Annotated in this window: 20 protein-coding genes; 10 read left to right on the forward strand and 10 right to left on the reverse strand. The window is 54.4% G+C overall.

Features of this window, described 5'->3' with window-relative positions; translation table 11 throughout:
* Positions 1–93 precede the first annotated feature (93 nt).
* Both RRF56_RS14995 and RRF56_RS15000 read left to right on the forward strand, forming a co-directional pair.
* Complete coding sequence (locus tag RRF56_RS14995) at positions 94–696, forward strand: REP-associated tyrosine transposase (RefSeq protein WP_317033975.1); 603 nt, start codon at positions 94–96, stop codon at positions 694–696.
* Positions 697–777: 81 nt separating this feature from the next.
* A complete protein-coding gene (locus RRF56_RS15000; protein WP_317033976.1) occupies positions 778–1,062 on the forward strand; it encodes a UPF0175 family protein in 285 nt (94 codons plus the stop codon).
* Between the two features lie 381 nt (positions 1,063–1,443).
* On the opposite strand, the gene RRF56_RS15005 is transcribed toward RRF56_RS15000, so the two are convergent.
* Positions 1,444–1,695, reverse strand: a complete 252-nt coding sequence (locus RRF56_RS15005; protein ID WP_317033977.1) for a FitA-like ribbon-helix-helix domain-containing protein — start codon at positions 1,693–1,695, stop codon at positions 1,444–1,446.
* A gap of 74 nt (positions 1,696–1,769) precedes the next feature.
* Positions 1,770–5,327, reverse strand: coding sequence for a HEAT repeat domain-containing protein (locus RRF56_RS15010; protein ID WP_317033978.1), 3,558 nt, complete (start codon positions 5,325–5,327; stop codon positions 1,770–1,772).
* 404 nt (positions 5,328–5,731) lie between these two features.
* On the opposite strand from RRF56_RS15010, the gene RRF56_RS15015 reads away from it, so the two are divergent.
* Together RRF56_RS15015 and RRF56_RS15020 are read left to right on the forward strand one after the other, a co-directional pair.
* The gene (locus RRF56_RS15015) at positions 5,732–6,019 is read left to right on the forward strand and encodes a hypothetical protein (RefSeq protein ID WP_317033979.1); all 288 of its coding nucleotides are present in this window, start codon (positions 5,732–5,734) and stop codon (positions 6,017–6,019) included.
* Between the two features lie 152 nt (positions 6,020–6,171).
* Entirely contained in the window at positions 6,172–7,494 is a 1,323-nt protein-coding gene (locus RRF56_RS15020; protein WP_317033674.1) for an IS701 family transposase, read from the forward strand.
* A 29-nt stretch (positions 7,495–7,523) separates the two neighbouring features.
* On the opposite strand, the gene RRF56_RS15025 is transcribed toward RRF56_RS15020, so the two are convergent.
* From RRF56_RS15025 to RRF56_RS15045, 5 genes are all read right to left on the reverse strand, one after another.
* Positions 7,524–8,060, reverse strand: a complete 537-nt coding sequence (locus tag RRF56_RS15025; protein WP_317033980.1) for a hypothetical protein — start codon at positions 8,058–8,060, stop codon at positions 7,524–7,526.
* 278 nt (positions 8,061–8,338) lie between these two features.
* Positions 8,339–8,737: a metalloregulator ArsR/SmtB family transcription factor gene (locus RRF56_RS15030; protein WP_317033981.1), complete on the reverse strand. Its 399-nt coding sequence runs from the start codon at positions 8,735–8,737 to the stop codon at positions 8,339–8,341.
* 86 nt (positions 8,738–8,823) lie between these two features.
* Positions 8,824–9,690 carry a carbohydrate ABC transporter permease gene (locus RRF56_RS15035; RefSeq protein WP_317033982.1) on the reverse strand — a complete coding sequence of 289 codons (867 nt, stop codon included), beginning with the start codon at positions 9,688–9,690 and terminating at the stop codon, positions 8,824–8,826.
* A 96-nt stretch (positions 9,691–9,786) separates the two neighbouring features.
* Positions 9,787–10,650: a Tab2/Atab2 family RNA-binding protein gene (locus RRF56_RS15040; protein WP_317033983.1), complete on the reverse strand. Its 864-nt coding sequence runs from the start codon at positions 10,648–10,650 to the stop codon at positions 9,787–9,789.
* Between the two features lie 5 nt (positions 10,651–10,655).
* Positions 10,656–11,534, reverse strand: a complete 879-nt coding sequence (locus tag RRF56_RS15045) for a S1 RNA-binding domain-containing protein (RefSeq protein WP_317033984.1) — start codon at positions 11,532–11,534, stop codon at positions 10,656–10,658.
* A 136-nt stretch (positions 11,535–11,670) separates the two neighbouring features.
* Here RRF56_RS15045 and RRF56_RS15050 point away from each other — a divergent pair, with 136 nt between their 5' ends.
* From RRF56_RS15050 to RRF56_RS15070, 5 genes are all read left to right on the forward strand, one after another.
* Complete coding sequence (locus RRF56_RS15050; RefSeq protein ID WP_317033985.1) at positions 11,671–12,393, forward strand: uracil-DNA glycosylase; 723 nt, start codon at positions 11,671–11,673, stop codon at positions 12,391–12,393.
* Positions 12,394–12,769: 376 nt separating this feature from the next.
* Positions 12,770–13,093, forward strand: coding sequence for a phasin family protein (locus RRF56_RS15055; RefSeq protein ID WP_317033986.1), 324 nt, complete (start codon positions 12,770–12,772; stop codon positions 13,091–13,093).
* Between the two features lie 95 nt (positions 13,094–13,188).
* Positions 13,189–13,857, forward strand: coding sequence for a MarC family protein (locus tag RRF56_RS15060; RefSeq protein WP_317033987.1), 669 nt, complete (start codon positions 13,189–13,191; stop codon positions 13,855–13,857).
* A gap of 272 nt (positions 13,858–14,129) precedes the next feature.
* Positions 14,130–14,825, forward strand: coding sequence for a hypothetical protein (locus RRF56_RS15065; RefSeq protein WP_317033988.1), 696 nt, complete (start codon positions 14,130–14,132; stop codon positions 14,823–14,825).
* Between the two features lie 277 nt (positions 14,826–15,102).
* The gene (locus RRF56_RS15070; protein ID WP_410510614.1) at positions 15,103–15,558 is read left to right on the forward strand and encodes a YbjN domain-containing protein; all 456 of its coding nucleotides are present in this window, start codon (positions 15,103–15,105) and stop codon (positions 15,556–15,558) included.
* Between the two features lie 65 nt (positions 15,559–15,623).
* On the opposite strand, the gene RRF56_RS15075 is transcribed toward RRF56_RS15070, so the two are convergent.
* On the reverse strand, positions 15,624–16,835 hold the full coding sequence (locus RRF56_RS15075) for a site-2 protease family protein (protein ID WP_317033990.1): 1,212 nt from the start codon (positions 16,833–16,835) through the stop codon (positions 15,624–15,626).
* 126 nt (positions 16,836–16,961) lie between these two features.
* Positions 16,962–17,234 carry a photosystem I reaction center subunit PsaK gene (gene psaK, locus RRF56_RS15080; RefSeq protein ID WP_317033991.1) on the reverse strand — a complete coding sequence of 91 codons (273 nt, stop codon included), beginning with the start codon at positions 17,232–17,234 and terminating at the stop codon, positions 16,962–16,964.
* A gap of 156 nt (positions 17,235–17,390) precedes the next feature.
* Here psaK and RRF56_RS15085 point away from each other — a divergent pair, with 156 nt between their 5' ends.
* A complete protein-coding gene (locus RRF56_RS15085; protein WP_317033992.1) occupies positions 17,391–18,050 on the forward strand; it encodes a phosphoribosylanthranilate isomerase in 660 nt (219 codons plus the stop codon).
* 57 nt (positions 18,051–18,107) lie between these two features.
* Here RRF56_RS15085 and nblS read toward each other — a convergent pair whose 3' ends face one another.
* The gene (gene nblS / locus RRF56_RS15090) at positions 18,108–20,117 is read right to left on the reverse strand and encodes a two-component system sensor histidine kinase NblS (RefSeq protein ID WP_317033993.1); all 2,010 of its coding nucleotides are present in this window, start codon (positions 20,115–20,117) and stop codon (positions 18,108–18,110) included.
* Positions 20,118–20,179: the final 62 nt, after the last annotated feature.

The following is a 20,179-nucleotide window of genomic DNA, read 5'->3' on the forward strand; positions in this document are numbered from 1 at the left end:
ACCCCTTGATGCAAGGCACCTGACCCCTTGATGCAAGGCACCTGACCCCTGAAGTCGGGGAACTCTAGGCCATGATATTCAAAATGTAGAGTCATGCCTCGACCTCAGCGCGACCTGGTGCCAGGGGAGTACTACCATCTCTATAACCGAGGCAACAATCGCCAGAATATTTTTTTCGAGCGAGAGAACTACCTCTATTTTCTCAAACAGTTTCGTTACTTTGTCGCTGAAGAAACGGTGCATGTTGTGGCCTACTGCCTAATGCCCAACCACTACCATGTGCTAATTTACCTGCGCGAAGTCGGGCTATCGAAGGCGATGCAGCGATTTACAATGTCGTACACCAACGCGATGAATCGTCGCTATGGTCGCTGCGGATCGCTATTTCAAGGTAGGTTTCAAACTATTCATGTCGATAGCGATGCCTATTTACTGCATCTAACTCGTTATATTCACCTGAACCCGATGAGGGCGTGTTTGGTGCAGCACCCGCAGGAGTGGGAGTTTTCGAGCTATTGCGACTATGTGGGGTTGCGGCGGGGCACGCTGCCGCAGATGGAGTGTGTGCTAAAGCAGGTAGGCTCGGCGGAGGCGTACCGGCGGTTTGTGGAGGCTCCTTCTAAGGGGTCAGGTGCCTTTGATGCTGCGATAGATAACTGTCATGGCTTAAAAAGGCACCTGACCCCTGAACCTTGAGGTAGGAGATGTTTGGCCACGTGCCACAATATGGATAGGATTCGAGCTTGCTCACGGTGACCTGTGAGCAAAATCTAAACCATGAAAATCACCCTAGATATTCCTGATAGCCTAGCCGCAAGCCACACCTTCTCTCAGGTTGATTGGTTACAAGAGGTTGCCGTAGCGCTCTTTCGGCAAGAGCTAATTACCCTTGGCACGGCCAGCCAACTCGCTGGGATGAATCAAATGGCCTTTCAAGAGCTGCTGTACGATCGTAGCATCGGCCTTCACTACGACCTAGCCGATTACCAGGCTAGACATTGCCAGCCTGCGCGACAACAATTGGCGATGAGAGATTTCGTCAAAGGGGTCAGGTGCCTTTGATGCTGCGATAGATAACTGTCCTGCTCTAAAAGGCACCTGACCCCTGATGCCGGGACGATCTTGGCTTTCTCCCTTCGGGAGACGTTTCACGTTGGCGCAGCCTGTCCAAAGGACAAACGACTCCGTTCAGCCAGCGTAGTCCTAGAGACGCTTACCATTCGCTATTCCTCCTCAAGTTCTGCTAAGTCCTCTATCCAGCACAGGTACTTAGACCAGCTTGTATCTTTCAAAGCGTTGTATAACTTTTCGTCTGAGGTCACCATTTGACGGTTTTCCTGGATCGCTAGTTGAAGATAAAAGCAGTCATAAATGCTGCGCTCGGTTTGATTGGCTAGAGAGAAGGCATCTTGACGGCAATACAAACGTCAACGACATACCGTTTCACTGATCCCTGTCCTCTCGTACCATGACTGCGCTATCTGTGTAATTTTGATGTGGTAGTGACTGGCGCATTTGGGTGACCTCTGCGCGGAAAGTCGCCATTTTTTGGGCTTGGGTTGCTGCTTCTGCGGTGATGACGTCTTGCAAGATGGCCTTTAACTCGCTCTCTACAGAACGATTGTGTTTAGCTGCTCTCATTTTGAGGCTTTCTAGCATTTGGGGATCGAGATCGTCGAGTATAAGTTTTGCCATCAATTTTGCTCCTTACTGATTTCGTTAGTGGCGTCACGCTAGCGCTAATGCACCCCAACCCTCATTCTGAATTTTTAATTTTGCATTTTCAATTTCTCTAACTGCTCCGCCGCCCATTCTCTGAGCTGCACGTCGTTGTCGTTTTGAGCGCGGTCTTGCAGCAGTTCTAGAGTTTTGGGATGGCCGGGATGTTGCTGTACCAGCACGTTGAGGGCGGTTTGGCGAGGGTTATCATCCCATTCATACTCGCGTTCAAAAGGATCGTTGAGCGCGCGATCGCACCAAAGCTCAAATAAGTTTAGGTCGTCTTTGAAGCCCTTGGCTAACTCCTGCACCGCCGCCATCCGCACAGCGTTATCTTCATCACTTTGGGCACGGGTTTTGAGAATGAGCAACGTCTCGGGGTCGTCGTTGAAGCCCTTGGCTAACTCCTGCACCGCCGCCCTCCGCACAGCGTAATTCTCATCACTTTGGGCACGGGTTTTGAGCCAGGGCAACGTCTCGGGGTCGTCTTTGAAGCCCTTGGCTAACTCCTGCACCGCCGCCCTCCGCACAGCGTAATTCTCATCACTTTGGGCACGGGTTTTGAGAATGAGCAACGTCTCGGGGTCGTCTTTGAAGCCCTTGGCTAACTCCTGCACCGCCGCCATCCGCACAGCGTAATTCTCATCACTTTGGGCACGGGTTTTGAGAATGGGCAACGTCTCGGGGTCGTCTTTGAAGCCCTTGGCTAACTCCTGCACCGCCGCCCTCCGCACAGCGTAATTCTCATCACTTTGGGCACGGGTTTTGAGCCAGGGCAACGTCTCGGGGTCGTCTTTGAAGCCCTTGGCTAACTCCTGCACCGCCGCCCTCCGCACAGCGTAATTCTCATCACTTTGGGCACGGGTTTTGAGCCAGGGCAACGTCTCGGGGTCGTCTTTGAAGCCCTTGGCTAACTCCTGCACCGCCGCCCTCCGCACAGCGTAATTCTCATCACTTTGGGCACGGGTTTTGAGCCAGGGCAACGTCTCGGGGTCGTCTTTGAAGCCCTTGGCTAACTCCTGCACCGCCGCCATCCGCACATCGTAATTCTCATCACTTTGGGCACGGGTTTTGAGAATGAGCAACGTCTCGGGGTCGTCTTTGAAGCCCTTGGCTAACTCCTGCACCGCCGCCATCCGCACAGCGTAATTCTCATCACTTTGGGCACGGGTTTTGAGCCAGGGCAGGGTATCTGATGCAGTGAACCAATTCTGGGCGATCGCGGCAACCACCGCCTCTGGAATGTATGAGTCTGGGTTAACTCGAATCCAGCTTTTGAGAAGCGGGAGCAAATTGATATGCTCTCGCCACGCACTGACAGCGGCTCCGACAACAGCATCCGAAGCATTTCGATCTAGATTATAGGGATACTGGTCTTCGACCTCAGCTTTAAGCCGTTGAAAAAGCTGGTCGGCTTGAGTGGTCAGCTCTTTGCGATTGCGGACTTCTGAAAGACAGTTTGCTGCTAACAGTAAGTTGCTCAACCCCTCTCTTTCAAGGGAACCACCATTAGAAAAAGCTACCTTATCAACTTTTTGATCGAGCAGTAACGTAGTTAGGCTACCAACAAATTTTGCTTCAATCATTCCTGCAATCAGGCGCAAGACCTCTTGCCAGCTTTCTTCCTGCCAGTGGGCTCCAAAGGTCTGATCGCGCAATTTCTCAAACGTAATCGTTTGGGTTTCCTTGAACTCCCAAACAAAGGCCCAGGCCGCAAAGAACTCTAGAAACGTGCGATGTACAAAGGCGTAATTGTCGGCACCCAAATAGCACAAAATGAAGTTCCGTGTTCGTAGCTGCTGAATCATCCGTCGCGCCACATCGCGAGGTTGATCCACATCAATAGCTTTCAAATAGTCCGTCAAAATCGCTTCTAAATCTTGAGCACTAATGATGTTTCCCGCCAGCCCCGCTTCGCCCGACTGCATGTGATACGCCACCTTTCGCAGCATCGCCTGCTTATCGCGATAGTCAATCGTCACCGGGTCAAGCTTTTGTTCAATCAAATTTCGCTCCACATCCCACTGGTGCAGCAGCACCCGCGACGCCTGGTTATACAGCTCCGGTCTATCCCTCGGTAGCTCCTGGTTGCGGTTCAAAATCGCCATCATCGTCAGCAGCAGCGGGTTCCCCGCCAGCTCCCGAATCGCCTTCGACTCTCGAATCGCCTTGTGCAGCCGCTCCCGCTTCCGCACCTTATCCGCCCCTTCCGGAAACGTCTGGTCGTGCCACCGCGCAATAAACTCGGCAATCTGCTCATCCGTCAGGTCTTGCAGCATGTAGTGCTGAAACCCGGCATCTCGCAGGGTCTGCGCCTTGTACCCCAGCCACCGCGAGGTCACCACCACCTGCACCGGGGGGTAGTCGTTGGTAAAGCGGTGAATATCCGTCACCACCACATCCCGCAGGTTGGGGTCAAACACCTCATCAATGCCGTCAAACAGGGCAATGGCATCCCCCGCCAGCAGCACCTCATGAAGCCGCTGCTGGTTCAGCCGACAGGCAATATCCCCCTGGTGCAGATACTCCACCATGCTGCTGCATTTCTGGTCGTTGCGATCGCGCGCATACTTTCGCAGCTCAATCAGCAGCGGCAGCGGTCGCTGGGTCAGCTCCTTGAGGTCGCGAATCGGCTGTTCGGCCCACTGCAATGCCACATACTGCAACAACGTCGATTTCCCCGACCCCGGATCGCCTAGCACCACGGCACAGTCTGCCACTGGGCGGCTCCGCTGCCCCACCCCTGCCGTGCGCCCCACCACCTCCAGCACATTTTGAATGGGCTGCTCTACATAGGTCTGGCGATAGGCTTCAATTTGCGCTGCTTCCAGCGCTTCGGCATCCAGTTCGCCCCGCTGCTGGAGTTCCTTCAGCTTTTCCTTAGGAATCTCGTACACCTTGGGGTTAAACTCCTGGCACGTCCGCACATCCTGGGGAATGAACATGCGCCATAGCTTCAGGTCGTTGTAGGCATAGGCAGAGGTGTCCAGCGACTCCAGCTTCAGGTTGCCGTACTGCTCCCGCAGGGTCTCCTGATACTTCTGCAAGTCAAAATCCGGCGGAATCCCTACCAGTTCTTCAATGCCCTGGCGCATCGCCTCCTGGTTGTGCAGCTTCAGCAAGTCCCGCAGTTCATCCGAACTGCGCAAAATGCCCTTTACCGCCCGCACGTACTGCTTGCCAATTTGTGGCCAGTCAAACTCCTCCGGCAAAGGTCGCAACTCTAGTGTGTCCCACCGCAGCGCCAGCATCTCGGCATCAATGGCGCGGCAATCCGGCTCAAAAGCTTTGCCCAAGGTCGCCTTCACGTCCTTATCTTTCATGAACTCCCGCAGCGGAATCTCATAAAAGTCGCGAATCTCCGCCCCAGAGCAGCCCTGAAACTTTAGCTCTTCCTCCACCAGTTCCACAAACGCCTTTAGCGCTTCGCCAAGCGCTTTCTGCACAGGCGCTTGGCTGGCTAAACCCGCTGCATCCGCAATGCAGCCCTTAAAAAAATCTTTGGCATAATCTTCCAGACTGCCTTGCAGCAGGGGCAGCAACACATCTTTAGCGACGTACTTGCCTGTTTCCTTCAACCCGATCGCAGCAAGAATGTCCAACACCATAGCTTTCAGGCCCGTGGGCGCAGTTTCTACAACTATATCGCTGGTAAAAGAATCTGCCCCCAAACCGCTAGGGTGCTTCCGCAGAGGAAGCATCCTGGCAGGATTATATGAAGCAAAGACTGAATTGGTGCTCTAGGCTCTGTAGCGAATTTGACTTGATTTGGAAGTCTGAATAGAGTACTTTACTGAGCTATGGCTGTGTGCGTGCAGTCTGAGCTTCCCAAAAATTTGGTCTAACGCCACTGGAAGGTGCTACCAACACCAACCAGCGGCTAACCCCGTCGACTGTCCTAGCCAGTCTCGGAGGCTAAGGTTGATTTTACCTGGCCGCCCCGAACTGCACATGTCTGGGGCGGCCAAGTTTTTGGGATTCCTACCCATCGTTAGTAAGGAATCCCTGAACTATGTTGTGTTTTACCCGCCAAGATCCCTGGGTTCTTGAAGAACCCAGGGATCTGAACCCGCTGCAACTGGCCTCTCCTATCTCCTCGCCCGGGCGCGAACGATTGCGCCATCTGGTGATAGGCTCGCCCGATGGGGTGCGCTCCACCATCCACACCCTGCATGTGTTGAACTATGCGGAACAGATGACCTGGAGCCAGTTAATAGCGATACCAGAGTCAGGAATTTTGATTACCCCAGAGCAGGGGGAGGCGTTTAGCTACCTGATTCGGCATCGACAGTTAGGCTAGCCGCCAATGCCAAAGGAGCCAGGAGTGCCGCCATGACCGGCTCCTGGCTCCTAGCTCAATTCTGTAGCAGAACGCTGTCTCGCCTTACCGCTCTTCAATGACTCTGGCGGTAGATAATTTAGGGTAAAAGGGCTGAGAGCTAGGCAGACGTGATGACAGCGCCCCGTATGGCCAGACCGACTGTGAGGTTTGTAGACGAATATTGCGAAAGTTACCGTGACTTATTTGTCGAAGTAAGAAGCTTTGAAGCATTTAAGCATCTGCATGCGGGGATGATTTCGGAAGCAAAGCGGAAATCGCTACCTACTATTGCGAAGGTTGCAGGCCTACCCAATGCCCAATCATTGCAGCAGTTCTTGGTCAACTCTCCCTGGCAGGCAAGAGACCTGAGACAGCGACGCATTGAGTTGATTCTTGCCCTCGTGGCGGGCCGCAAGCTAGTCCTAGTGATTGACGAAACCGGAGACCGTAAGAAGGGACATGTCACGGACTATGTTAAACGGCAGTACATCGGCAACTTGGGCAAAGTAGAGAACGGCATTGTCTCAGTTGATGCCTATGGTGTCCTTGACAACATCACTTTTCCCTTGACTTTTGAGATCTATAAGCCAAAAGAGCGATTAAAAGCGGGAGAGTGTCATCGCACCAAACCTGCCATCGCCGCAGCGATGGTTCAAGACCTCTGTCAATTGGGCTTTAAGTTTGAGTTAGTTCTTGCCGATAGTGCCTATGGGGAAAGCGGGAGTAGTTTCGTTAGGACACTGCATCAATTAGAACTCCCCTACGTGCTTGCGATTCGCTCCAACCATGCTGTGCTATTGCCCAAGGAGCAACGGGTCAGGACCAATCGCTGGCGCGAGTATGACCGGCAGTTCAGTGATGGTAAACGCGAAACTCGTTTTATTCGAGAGATCGTTTATGGCAAACGCCGCGCTCAGCGCTACTGGCAACTAACGACTGACAGAGACGTTTTACCGTCGGCTTCAACCTGGATGGTTATGACTTGGGTTAAGGGTCTGTCTTACAAACAGGTCGGAGACCTTTATGGCCTGAGAAACTGGGTGGAATATGGCTTTAAGCAAAGCAAAAACGAACTCGGATGGGCTGACTTTCGAGTGACCGACTATACCTCGATTGAAAAGTGGTGGGAGATTGTCATGAGCGCTTATTTGATGGTCACGTTACACACACCACCGATGCGACCTAAGGGAACTATCCCACCGGAACAAGATGATTCAGGTGTAGTCTTGTCGTTTACCCATCATTCAGCCTGGGGCGCAGGGAATGGATGGAAGAACTGGCTCAATAACTTACGCCTGATTCTGTTGCCCTGGGTGAGTTCAAATCTGTTGAAACCTTGGCTAAAGATTTTTCCGATCCCCAAGTTGGAACAAGGATTTCAGACGCTCACAGGGCTCATGAATCTGTTCCCAGGTGCGTCTATTACAAATCCACAAAAACTTTCCTCTGCTTAGAGTCATTGAAGAGCGTTACATGGCTACCCCTAGCTACCCTGGCAGCCAATCCAGGTGCCCTGGTCTTCGTAGACAAAGGGGGTGCCCTGATCACAGACCACCGAAATGGCGCTCTGGGGGCCAGGGAGGGTGATCATCGACACGGTACCGCCGACGGGGCTGGGCACGTCGGACAGTTCAGGCTCAGTTAGCGCCGACTCGGGGCCGACGGCATCGCCGGGGTTAGGCACCTGACAGCCGACCCAATCCATGCCCGTGTCGCTGTAGGCGAAGGGTACAAAGCCTTCTTGGTCACAGGCTACCATGGCAGCGGCTTCGGGGCCGGGCAGGCGTAGCTCTTTGACGGTGCCGCCAGCGGGGCTTTCCACATCGCCAAAGAAAACATCAATCGTGGCTCCCGGCTCCTCGGTGTCAGGGGTTTCAGTGGCGGGGGGAGCGTTGGGGTCGAGCACTTCGACTGGGGTGGTACAGCCCACGGCACCGATCAGGCAAAGGATAGTAGCGGCACCTAGGCGGCTCCAGGCACCCATAGACAGTTTGGCAGCGGATAGACGGGAAAAAATCATTGAAAATTCCTGCTTTTATCTACTTTTTCAGCATTACGGATTATAAGCACTCTGGTGACTTAGCGCTTAACTCGCTGAAAAGTGGCGTTTTTTTAGCCTTAAGTTGATGCTCGTGCAGGGTAAACGTGCGATCGCTATTTCCTCGTAGCCCATAGGGGGTGATAGCAGATCCTACCTGACTAACCCCAGTTCAGATGGCGGCATCAAGGGGATATGGCCGACTTTTTCACCCCATAGAGTTTCGCCAAATTGACCGACTAGTCAACTTTTGGCAATGGCTAAACTTGGCGAAAAGCCCCCAGGTTAGACATTTTCTCAGACTGCTGCTGAATCTGCGCCAGCAGCGAGTCGCACACCAGTTCGCACAGATCAAACACAAAGCTGCTGGCAATCTGGTAGTAGACGCAGACCCCCTGCTGCTGGCGACTGACAATGCCTGCCTGGGCCAAAATTTTCAAATGCTTAGACACATTGGCCTGGCCCAGCCCGGTCGCCTCAATGATCTCGGTGACATTTTTTTGCCCCGTCTTCAGGGCACAGACAATCTGCAACCGGCTCGACTCAGACAGCACCTTAAAGAAATCGGCCACCAGCTGTAGGGTCTCGGGAGAGAGGTGAACGGACTGTCGATCGCTCCCCATGGGCAGCGATTGCTCAACCGTAGATGAAGAAGCCATAGATGTAGACCAGGCGGCAAGAAAAGGTTAAGAGTTCATTTTATTACTCACCAGTAGTATAACAACTACACGCTCCCCCCACCCCTCTACCCCTTCACCCCACTTCCCGTCTCCGTCGGCACAATGTAGCGTTGAAGCAGAATAAAGACTGCGATCGCAGGCAGCACCGACAAAATTGACCCCGCCGCAATTAGCCGCCAATCGAGGGAGAAACTGCCTGCCAACCGGGCTACTCCCAGGGGTAAGGTGTAGCGCTCGGGGCGATCGAGCAAAATCAGCGGCCAGAGAAATTCTCCCCAAGTGCCAATAAACACAAAAATGCCCAAGGTCACCAGGGCTGGACGGGTGGCGGGCAGCATCACATTCCACCAAATACCCAAATCAGAGCAGCCATCCATACGAGCCGCTTCTTCCAGTTCTTTAGGCACCCCTTGAAACGCCTGGCGCATCAAAAAAATGCCAAAGGCAGAAGCCAGGTAGGGCAGCACCAGCCCCAGGTAAGTGTTTCGCAGGCCCAAGTTAACCGCCAAAATGTACAGCGGTATCATCACCACCTGGAACGGAATCATGATTGTGGCCACAATCAGGGCCAGGGTGGTATCGCGGCCCACAAACACCAACCGCGCCAAGGGATAAGCCGCCAGCGAGCACAGCAGCAAATTGGCCGCCACCGTCAACACCGCCACGATGGTGCTATTGAGAAAATATTGGCCAAAGGGGTTGGTCTGCCACACCTGGCGGTAGTTGGCCAGGGTAGGCTGCTGGGGTAACAGTTGGGGTGGGGTAGCCAGCAGATTCTCGGTTGGCCCCTTAAAGGAGGTGCTGAGCAGCCAGAGTAATGGAAAGACCATCACAAAGGCGATCGCTAGCAGCAGCGTGTAGATCCCCAGATTGCGCCAGTGGGGCCACTTAGCAATGGCAGAGAAAAACGCTGATTGCTTAAAATCTGGCATCACTAGTCGCTCCAATGGGGGAGAACCAGATCCCCGGTTTCTTGAAGAAACCGGGGATCTGAGTAGCGAGAATTCCCCCTCCCAAAAACCACTGAGTTACCCAAAATTGAGCTGCTGCAAGAGCCAGAAGCCCGCGAAGGATTCACTTTCAGGACTGTCTTGGACACCGATGAAATGGACCTGATTGGCTTTGGCCTTAGCGGCCTCAAAGGCCAAAGCCTCAGCCAGAAGGTTGGGGTTGGGTAATCCAGCCAAAATCCAGCTATCAGAGGCCCCAGTTTCGAGGACGATCGCAGGATTTTTGCCGGACTCAATGCGCCAGTAGGCCAGTTCTAACCCCGACATCCAAGCCGCCAGAGCGGTGGATCGGGGAGAAAAAATCAGCAAGCCGGGGATCGGAGTGTCGGGGGACACGGTAGCCAGATCTAGGGAAAACGTTTCGCCAAAGCCAATTTCCCACTCAGGCAAATCGGCAAAGGCGGCAGCCTCTAGCGTAACAAAGGCCCACTGCTGACCCAGCAGAGCATCGGGTAGGAGCTGGGGGCTAGGAGGCGGTGCCGCTACCGAGGGAGAAGGCACATCGGTGTAGCCCTCCATTGCAGGGTAGACGGTTTGGTTGCGATCGCTCAGCCACTGCTGCAGCGCCAGAGTACGACGGCTAGGCCGAGCCGGAATGCCCGCCTCATCGCAGGCCCGCTGAATCATATTCTGCATTTGATAGCGAAAGTAGCGAATACGACCGGGGGGGGCACCGGCCTCGGCGATCGCTTCATCGATTGCCGCTTTGAGCGCAATGGAGTTGACATCGCTGCTGGGCAAAAACTTGCTGTAGCGAAAGGTCTGGGTATTGTCGGTCTGGCTATCGACTAGCCCCTCACACAACAACACTTCCCACAGTTTTTTTTGGTTTTCATCCAGCACAGGCCGGGAGTAAAAATCGAGTTCCCACACGGTGCCCATAGCGCTTAGGCCTCGCTGTCGTTGAGCATACGGCTGACATCACCCAGGCGATTTTCGGCATCGGCAAACACGACCTCGGGCTCTTTGATCACCTCGCCGGGATATTTCTCAAGCACCTTAGTCGAGAGCGAAATTCGGTTGCGCTCTGGGTCTAGACCCACCACCACCGCTTTGATCGACTGCCCCACCTTCAGCACCGTGGGTAGCGACTCAACATAGTTTTTGCTGATCTGCTTGATGTGCAGCAGCCCGCTAATGCCGTCAAATTCGACAAACGCACCAAAGGGTTTAAGGCTACCCACCGTACCCTCAATGAGCTGGCCCAGCCCTAGGGTGCTCATCACCTGGCTACGAGCCGCGAGGCGAGCCGACATCACCAGTTTATTAGCGGCGGGGTTGACCTCTAAAAAGCCCACGGTGAGGCGCTGGCCCACGGCATCTTCTAGATTTTCGTAGGTGCGGCCTAGGTGCGATCGCGGCACAAACCCGCGCAGCCCTTCTACATCGACCGTCACGCCACCCTTGTTAAAGCCAGTGACCTTGACCTCCATCACCGCACTTTCTTCGGCCTGCTGGGCCAGCTTTTGCCACAGCTGTTGTAATTGCAGCTTGCGAATCGACAGCAGCACCTGACCGTCGGCATCCTGGTCGCGAATCACCTGAAACGAGTACTCAACGCCGGGTTCTAAAATTCCATCAAAGGACGACACTGCCCGCACCGCCGCTTCGCGAATGGGCAAAAAGGCTGATGACTTGCCGCCAATGTCGATGGTCGCCCCGTCATTGGCAAAGGAAATCACGGTACCCCGCACGGTGCTGCCCACCTGAAAGTCGTAGTCGTGGGCCTCAAGGGCTTTGGCAAAATCTTCAGCGGAGAAAGTCAAGGGTGAGACTCCTAGACACAAACATAATTAGACTAGCTTTCTACTATACAACGCCGACTCCAGCCGCCAACCCAGCACGGCAAGCCGAGACCCTTTACAATAAATGCCGAGAGGATAATGTTGCCCCCAAGAACCCATGGCCGACGAGCAATTTAGCCTGTTTACTGCTGGCAGCGGTGCCCCTGGTGCTACTGATATTTCCGCAGGGGCAACCAGCCCCAGTGCAGCCAATTTTGACGCCATACCCACCGACGCGTCAATTCCCATTGTGCCCGGTACCTACGACAATTTGGCCGACCTGGGTACCCACTGCCGGGGATGCGTGCGCTGCGGGCTAGCGGAAACTCGCACCCACGTCGTCGTCAGCCGAGGCAGCCCCACCGCCCCTGTGCTGATCATCGGCGAAGGCCCCGGCCAGCAAGAGGATGAACAGGGCCTGCCCTTCGTGGGCAAATCGGGTCAGCTGCTAGAGAAAATTTTGGCCTCGGTGCGCTTTGACACGGAAAAAGATGTTTACATTTGCAACATTGTAAAGTGCCGCCCGCCTGAAAACCGGGTGCCGACCACCGCCGAAGTGACCGCCTGCAAAGGTTACCTACTTGAGCAGATTCGCTTGGTGGATCCAAAAATTATTTTACTTACTGGGGCAACAGCCCTCAAGGCGTTGCTGGGGGTGAAGTCGGGCATCAGCAAGGTGCGCGGCCAGTGGATGGAGTGGGAAGGCCGACTGTGCATGCCCATCTTTCACCCAGCCTACCTGCTGCGCAACCCGTCGCGCGACAAGGGCAGCCCCAAATGGTTGATGTGGCAAGATATTCAGGCGGTGAAGGCGAAGGTTGAGGAGCTGACTAGTAGCTGAAGGCAGCCGCTGCGCCAACCTAGAGTTGAGCCACGGTTTTGGCGTACTTAAAGAGCTAGGTCGCGATCGTAGAGTTGAGATTGGGCAATTAACAGCTAGCCAGTCCGTCATTCCCGTACAGAACCTGCCCCAGCGAAGGCGTGGGGTGGGGTTCCACAATGGAGTTTCTCTAGTTCTATTTCCACAGATTTTTCTGTTCAGCAATTCTGGATCCTGACTGGGCATCCGTCAGGTTCAGTACGGCTTTCTATACCCGGCAATTTGGTAATTTCTGACAGAATAGACGGGTGGCTGACAAGCCGTTAATGGCGTTGAAGTTTCTATGTACAACGGATAACTTGCCCGGCCCAGCCCCGCTTATAACAAGGAGATTTAAATGGATACTAACAACCTTTTGCGCCAGCTACTGATGATTGGCGTGGGCACTACCTCCCTGGTGGCAGAGCGGGTCAAGGTAGTGGCCGAAGAGTGGGTGCGCGAGGGTAAGTTTAACCCCGAGCAGGCGAGAACCCTGGTGGATGAGGTCATGACCCAACTCAATGAGGGCAACGGGGCGCTCGAAGATCAGTTTCAGCGGCTGTTTCGCAATACTTTACAAGACCTAGGCGTGCCCCGACAGGCTGAAATGGATGAGCTGCGCGGTCGACTCGATCGCCTAGAGCGTCAGGTGCGCGACCTGGAAAACCGCGCCTGGAAGTAGGCTAGCGTTGAGTCTAGCTATCTGTATCGCAACCGCCGATATTGGCTAGAAAATAGCCGTAGAGTAAAACCAGGTTTTTCTCAGGCAAGCGAGCGGTGCGCATTTTTCTAGACTTTATGGTGGGCAGCCTGGCGGCGCTGTTTCCGGTGGTAGACCCCATTGGGGGTGTGCCCATCTTTTTGGTACTGACTACGGGCATACCCGCTAGCCTACGCAATCGCTACGCTCTGCACATAGCTCGTAACGTAGTCGTGCTGCTGATTGCCAGCGTGTTGGTAGGGGGCAGTGTGCTGCGGTTTTTTGGCGTGTCGCTGGCGGTGGTGCGCATTGCGGGAGGTATTGTCGTGTTCCATGCCGCCTGGAAAGCGATGAACTCTGACCCCAAGCTCAACGAGGTGGATAATCAGGATGTCGCTCACCGCCTCGACGAGCACAAAGATATTTCGTTCATGCCCATGACTATTCCTCTGCTGGCGGGGCCGGGGGCGATCGCGGTGGCTCTGGGCCTCGCCGCCCAAGCCGGGGGCGATTTGTCGGTGTCTACGGCAATGAATTTGCTGGCGATCGCCGCTGCGATCGGGCTGATTGGGCTGGTGATTTACCTGTCGCTACGATCATCGACACTGCTGCTTAAAGCCTTAGGGGCCAGCGGTATTCAAGCGATGAGCCGGTTGCTGGGGTTATTTGTGATGGCGATCGGGGTGCAGCTCATTCTCAATGGCTTGGCCGATTGGTTGGCTTCTATCCATCTCATTCGTCTCTAATTTAAAGATGCTGATTTTAAAGATACTGAGAGAGGTAGCAAACCTGGTTAACCACTCCATACTTTTGCTTTAGACTTGGGGGGTTCCTGAAGATAGTGGTCACCTGGTTTTACTGATTCGGCAATCGAAGTTGAGGATAGACGGGGTTGACGACAGACCAATGCCCGCGACCGAGCAGCATTAGCCGCGTTCGCTATTGTTCTGTATATTTTGCAACGCTTTATCTGGCGATGCGGCGTTAACCACCAGACCTCTCAGGGAACCCTTGACCCATGAGCTACCCGAGCTTCCACAGCTTTATTAAACTACTGCGCAGCCTGCTCAAGCGCAGACAGCCCTGGCTGTTTGAAGAATCTATTTTTTTGGCCGATCTGTGCCTAGCCTACGGCACGATTGCTGGGTTAAACGATCGCGACAAAAAAACTCTTTTCTTGGCAGCCCATTTCAAAAACTTAGGCGCTATTTATCTCGACGATCAAAATCTCAGGCAAGAGTACCTTGATCACAGCGAAGCCGTTGCTCAAATGGAGGTGCTGTTTAATGCCAGCGCCGAACTGGCTAAGGATGCTGGCCTCACAGAAGTGGCTGACGTGCTAGAGCAGTATCATCTGCGGGCGATTCCGCCCAATGCGTTGGCCCGCATTTTTCAGGTGTTAAACGCCTGGGTATCCTGTCGGCAGCGGAAGGGGTGGCGCAGTTCGATGAGCGATAAAGAAGCCCTGATTATTCTCAAGCAGCGGGCCGAAATGCAGTGGTCTGACCCCAAAGTGGTGTTTCACTTTATTGAGCATCTCTGTCGCTACTCGTCGCGACCCGAACGGCGCAAAGCCTGTAGCGTTAACGGGTTTGAGGTTCCCCCCCAAGTGCCCCAGGTCAAAGAATATAGCTTTGATACGCTAGAAGACCAGTTTCAGTATGAGATAGACACAGAACCCGCTAGCACCTCTGGCCTGACTGGCAGTTTCTAGGTTTGCCGTTGCCTCGGCGGCAGAGCCTATACACCCGTATCGCTCCTCAAGAGCACGCAGGCGTGCCGATAACCCACAGGGGGATGGCCAGAGAAAGCGCAAGGGGATACAGTTGGGAAGGTGCAGCGATCGCCTCAAGGTTCAGCGATTGCTCAGCGCCACACCTCTCTTTGCAGGGGTAAGCAGGTTAGGCGGCAATGAGCAGAGTAATTCTGCCGTAGTTTTTTAGTTCGACAACAGCTACCAAGGGTTTGTTATGGCTAACGAGACAATGGATATGGAACTGTCTTACGCCAGCTCACTATCTGAGGATGGCTTGGAGACAGCGACTTACCTAGAAACCATTGAGGCGGTGATTACCAGCCTCGATCAGGGCGATGGGGCAATGGTGAGCCAGACTACCGAGGGCCATCTGTGGCGGTTTAAGTATGGCAGCGTAGAGGTATATGTGCAGCTAACCGGCGAAACCGAAGCCGATACCCTCACAGCTTGGTCACCCGTGCTGACGCTGCCCGCCAAAAACGAATCTCAGCTCATGAAGCTATTGCTTGAGAAAAACTGTAACGAAACCCTAGAAGCCCGCTTTGGTATCTCTGGCAACCAAGTGCTGGTGATTTCGAGCCGCATTCTCAAAGATATTTCTGCCGCCGAAATTTCTCGGCTACTGACGATTGTAGCTACCATCGCTGACGACTCCGATGAAGCCCTTGTGGCAGAATTTGGCATGGGTTAGGCGGGGTCTTAAGGAGCAGGTGTAGGGCCTGGGGGTCAAAAGACGGCCCTACACGATAGTTCTCCTTATGCGTTCGCTTCTTCAAGCACCGATTTTGCGATCGAGGGCAGCTGCAACCCCGGCGGGTACTGGCCTTCTTCTTTAATCTGCTGAATCATGGCGGGGGAAACCCGTAGACCCAGACGATCGGCGATCGCCCGCACCACATCGCCTCGATCAAGGGTGCCAGCGACGGCATCGGCGGGGGTCAGCACCGTTAGCCGAGGCAACTGAAGCGCTTCGAGCTGGTCAATAGCAGCGGTTAGGGGCGTGCTCTCTCGCACAGAGGGAAGCTCTAGCAGGGGCTTAGCGATGTGGCTGAGAGGTAGGGTTTCCCACTGACTGCGCTCGATCGCCCGCATATCGTCAATGCTAACTAGCCCGCGGTAGCGCCCATCGGAAGCGGCAAAGTAGGCGGGAGGACGGTTTTCGTCGAGCAGGTAGGTGTCGGCAAACTGCCGGAGCGACATCGTAGCGTCTACCACCTTAAAGTCGCGGGCCAGAGCATCGCCTGCGGTGAGGGCCAGCATGGCCTCTTGCAGGTTGGTCACCTGGTTGTAGGCAGCCGCGTTGCGCAGGGCAAACCAACCGATGGCGGCGATCCAAAAGCCAGAGAAGGCCTGGTAGACCAGAGCCATGACTAAACCAAAGGTAATTGCTACCCATCCCAATAGCTGGCCCGATCGCGCGGCCCAGCGAATGCCTTTGATACGGCTATCGGTTGCCTTCCATACCAGGGCTTTGAGCACCTGGCCGCCGTCGAGGGGCAGGCCAGGAATCATATTGAACAGCGTCAGCACCAGGTTAATCTGAGCGACGCTACCGGTAATGATTGATATAGGCGTGGGCAGGGCTGGAATTTGGGAGAAGGCCGTTAGCAACAGAAACAGGCCAAAACTCACCAAAGGACCAGCGATCGCCACCTTGAGCGCATCTTCGGGAGTTTTTGACTCTTTGTCGATAGAGGCAATGCCGCCAAACAGAAACAGCGTAATTGAGTTAACCGCGATGCCCTGACCCTTAGCCGCAAGGCTGTGGCCCAGTTCGTGCAACAGCACCGAGGCAAACAATAGCAGCGCCAGGGCAAACCCCATCACCCAGGCTAAGCTGCCCCAGGCCGAGTGCCAGCTAGGCTCTAGACCATAGGACACCGTCACCAGCAGCAAAATGATAAACCAAGAGCTATCGATAAATAGGGGAATGCCTAAGATAGCCCCAATACGCCAGCTGGATTGCATCGCCCTAACCTCTTAACGCCAACCCAGACCCTTAGCCACACCCATTAGTTGGGGGCTTAGGTCTGGGATATGGTCTTATTCTATCAATCGGCCCAATAACTCGCCGGAGACCGGGTTACAGAAACGCTACAGTAGCCCGGCGTTACCCATGCCTAGGATCATGCCTGCCCCTAAAATGTGGCCAAAGCTGGCGATCGCCAGCAGCTCAGGTAGACCAAAGCCTTCAAACAACATCGGTAAGCCCACGGGTAGTGCTGGTCCTGCCCCAGGCTTGCGAATGGCATATTTGCCAATGGCCAGCACAAACAGGTTGCAGGTAATCATGATCAGCGCTACTTTGTACGACCACTCGGGGGTGGTAGGCACGGTGTAGGCAGCAAGCAGGTTAGAAAGCAGCAATGTTATTTCTCCGCTAGAGGTCTAAAATTGGGGCTTGAGAAACAGAATTTAAAGCGATCGCCCCGCGCACGGTCTAGGCCATGGTGGGCATTCGGCTATGGTTGGATTATAAAAATCTGACGGCACCCCCCCAACGGAATGTTTAATAGAGTTAACATGCGGGTCAAGATTTGTGGCATTACCCAGGCGGAGCAGGCGATCGCGATCGCCCGCCACGGGGCTACGCATCTGGGTTTTATCTGCGTACCCCAGTCGCCTCGCTACCTGGCCCCCGCCGCTCTAGCAGACATTACTCAAGCGCTCGATGCGGCTGGAGTGGTGACCAAAACCGTCGGCGTGTTTGCCGATGCGTCCCTAGCAGACATAGGCGCGATCGCCCGTCAAGCCAACCTCAGCCACCTTCAGCTCCACGGTCAAGAAACCCTAGAGCAGTGCCAACAACTACTGGCCGAACTACCTGGCATCTTCCTGATCAAAGCAATTCGCGTACGCACCACCGCCGACCTAGCAAGGGCCGAAACCTATGCCCCCTATGTCGATGCGCTGCTGCTCGATGCCTACCATCCCGACCAGCTGGGCGGCACGGGGCTAACCCTAGATTGGGATGCTCTGGTGTCGTTTAGACCCGCCTGCCCCTGGATGCTGGCAGGCGGGCTCACTCCTGAGAATATCTCCACGGCGCTCTCGACCCTCAAACCTGACGGCATTGACCTCTCTAGTGGGGTAGAGCAGAGTCCTGGCGTGAAAGATCTGGCTTTGGTACAACACCTGTTTGAGCAATTACAGCCCTGGCTACACCTTCAGGTTGAGAAGTAGGGTGACCGCTGATGGGCAGTGCCCACCCTACAAGGCTACAAAGCCTAGGCAAATCGTTTAATCAGGCTTGGGAGCGATCAGCGAAGCATCCGTAGGCGCAGGGCTGATGGCAGCGATCGCTAAATCTTTGCCGCCGTCGCTATGGGTGGTATCTTGAGCCAACACTTCGATCGCATCGGACTGATAGGCCGCCACATCAAACCAGAAAGTGGTACCAACACCCACCTCGCTGACCAGATGCACCTGGCTGCTGTGCTTTTCGATAATGTTTTTGACAATAGAGAGCCCCAGGCCAGTGCCTTCTAAGGTATGGACGCGGTTTTCGACCCGAAAGAAGCGATCGAAAATAGCCTGCTGATCTTCAGGGGCAATGCCAATGCCAGTGTCAGAAATTTCTATCCGAATATAGCCAGACTGACCAGGGTCTTCGCTGGGAGAAACAATTTGATGCGCCCTCAACATCACTTGACCACCGGGTTCAGTAAACTTCAAAGCGTTGCCCACTAGGTTACTGAACACTTGCAACAGCAAATCATAGTTGCCCATGGCCGGGGGCAAGTTAGGTTCTACGTCTTGCAAAAGCTCAATCTGTTTATCGCGGGCATTGAGCCGGTGGGTACGCAGGGTCTGCTCAATGGGCTGCACAATATCGACCGCTTCGATCTGGTACTGGCGACTCGACTCTAGGCGCGACAGGTCGAGCACATCGTTGACCAGGCGGGTAAGGCGATCGGTTTCGTGGTTGGCGGTTTCGAGAAATTCTTTGCGCTCGCCATCGCTCAAGTCTTCGCCGTACTCGTGCAGGGTTTCGATGAAGGACTTGATATTGAACAGCGGCGTACGCAGCTCGTGGGAAACGTTGCTAATAAACTGAGCTTTAGCCTCGTTCAGGGCCACCTCACGGGTAATATCTTGCACCGTAATCGCTAAACCCTTAACGTTCTCTTTGGCCTGGTCAAGCACAGTGTTGAGCAAAATCCGCAGGGTGCGATGGCTGGGCTCGGTGATCGGCACTCGAAATTCCATGGCCTCGGCCTCACCTTTGACCGCTTTAAACAAAGGGCGAGTTAGCTGTACTCGCACCGGACTGGGAAAATGCTCCAAAATATTACGGCCATCTAGAATCTGATCATCCCATCCAAAGATGCGGCGGGCGGTGGGGTTGACCAACACAGCGTGCATGTCGCTGTCGAGCAGAATAGCGCCGTCAGCGATGGTTGAGACTAAGGTTTCAAGCTTCGCCTTTTCGGCGGTAAGTTCCTCAATGTTTTGCTCTTCATAGCTTTCTAGGCGCTCGGCCATGTCGTTGAAGCTATAGATAAGCTCCCCCAGTTCGCCGCCCAGGGGCAGGTCAATGCGCTGATTGAAGTTGCCAGCGGCAATATTTTTCACCCCCAGCACCAGTTCTTTAATCGGTTGGGTAATCGTGAGGGCGTTAAACACCGCGCCTAAAATCACCATCACCCAGATTGAGACAAACACGGCAATGGTAACGTCGCGCGTCAGGTGCGACGAGGCCACCACGGTGGGGTTGGGGTTAATGCCCAAGGCCAGCACACCCAGGTGAGTGCCGTTGTAGTTGAGCGGCACAAACACATCAGTGACTTCACCAGCGGGGGTAACATGCTGACGCACCAGGGGGCGATCGGTGTTTTGGGCATAGCCCTCAGGCAGCTGCATCCGCCGTCTAAGAGAGAGCGAGTTTTGCACTGCCGATTCAGAGAAGGGAATGCCAAAGAAAATGTCGCCATTTTCGTCGGCGTAGAGCATGTAACGCACGCTAGAGGTGCTCTGGTAAAAGCTGTAGGAAAACCGGGCCAATTCGGTGCGATCGGCCTCGTTGACCAGGGGGGCGACGTTGGCAGCCAGCAACAACCCCAGATCACGAGCAAAACGGGTGTCGTTGAGGCGAGCATCCATTTGGATGGTGTTGACAGCCCAAAAGGTGAGCGCACTGGTAATCATCGACACCACTAACGTTGCCCCGGCCATGAGCCGAGTCTGTAGAGTGAAGTCGCCCCACCAGCGCAGGAAGATATCACGGATTTTAGCCAGGAGCCTGATCAACGGGATGGTAATACCAAAGGGTAAATTCAGCCTTTATTCTGGCATGTTCTTTACATCTTAGC

The sequence above is a fragment of the Nodosilinea sp. E11 genome, assembly GCF_032813545.1.
In the GTDB taxonomy this organism is placed as follows: Bacteria; Cyanobacteriota; Cyanobacteriia; order Phormidesmidales; family Phormidesmidaceae; genus Nodosilinea.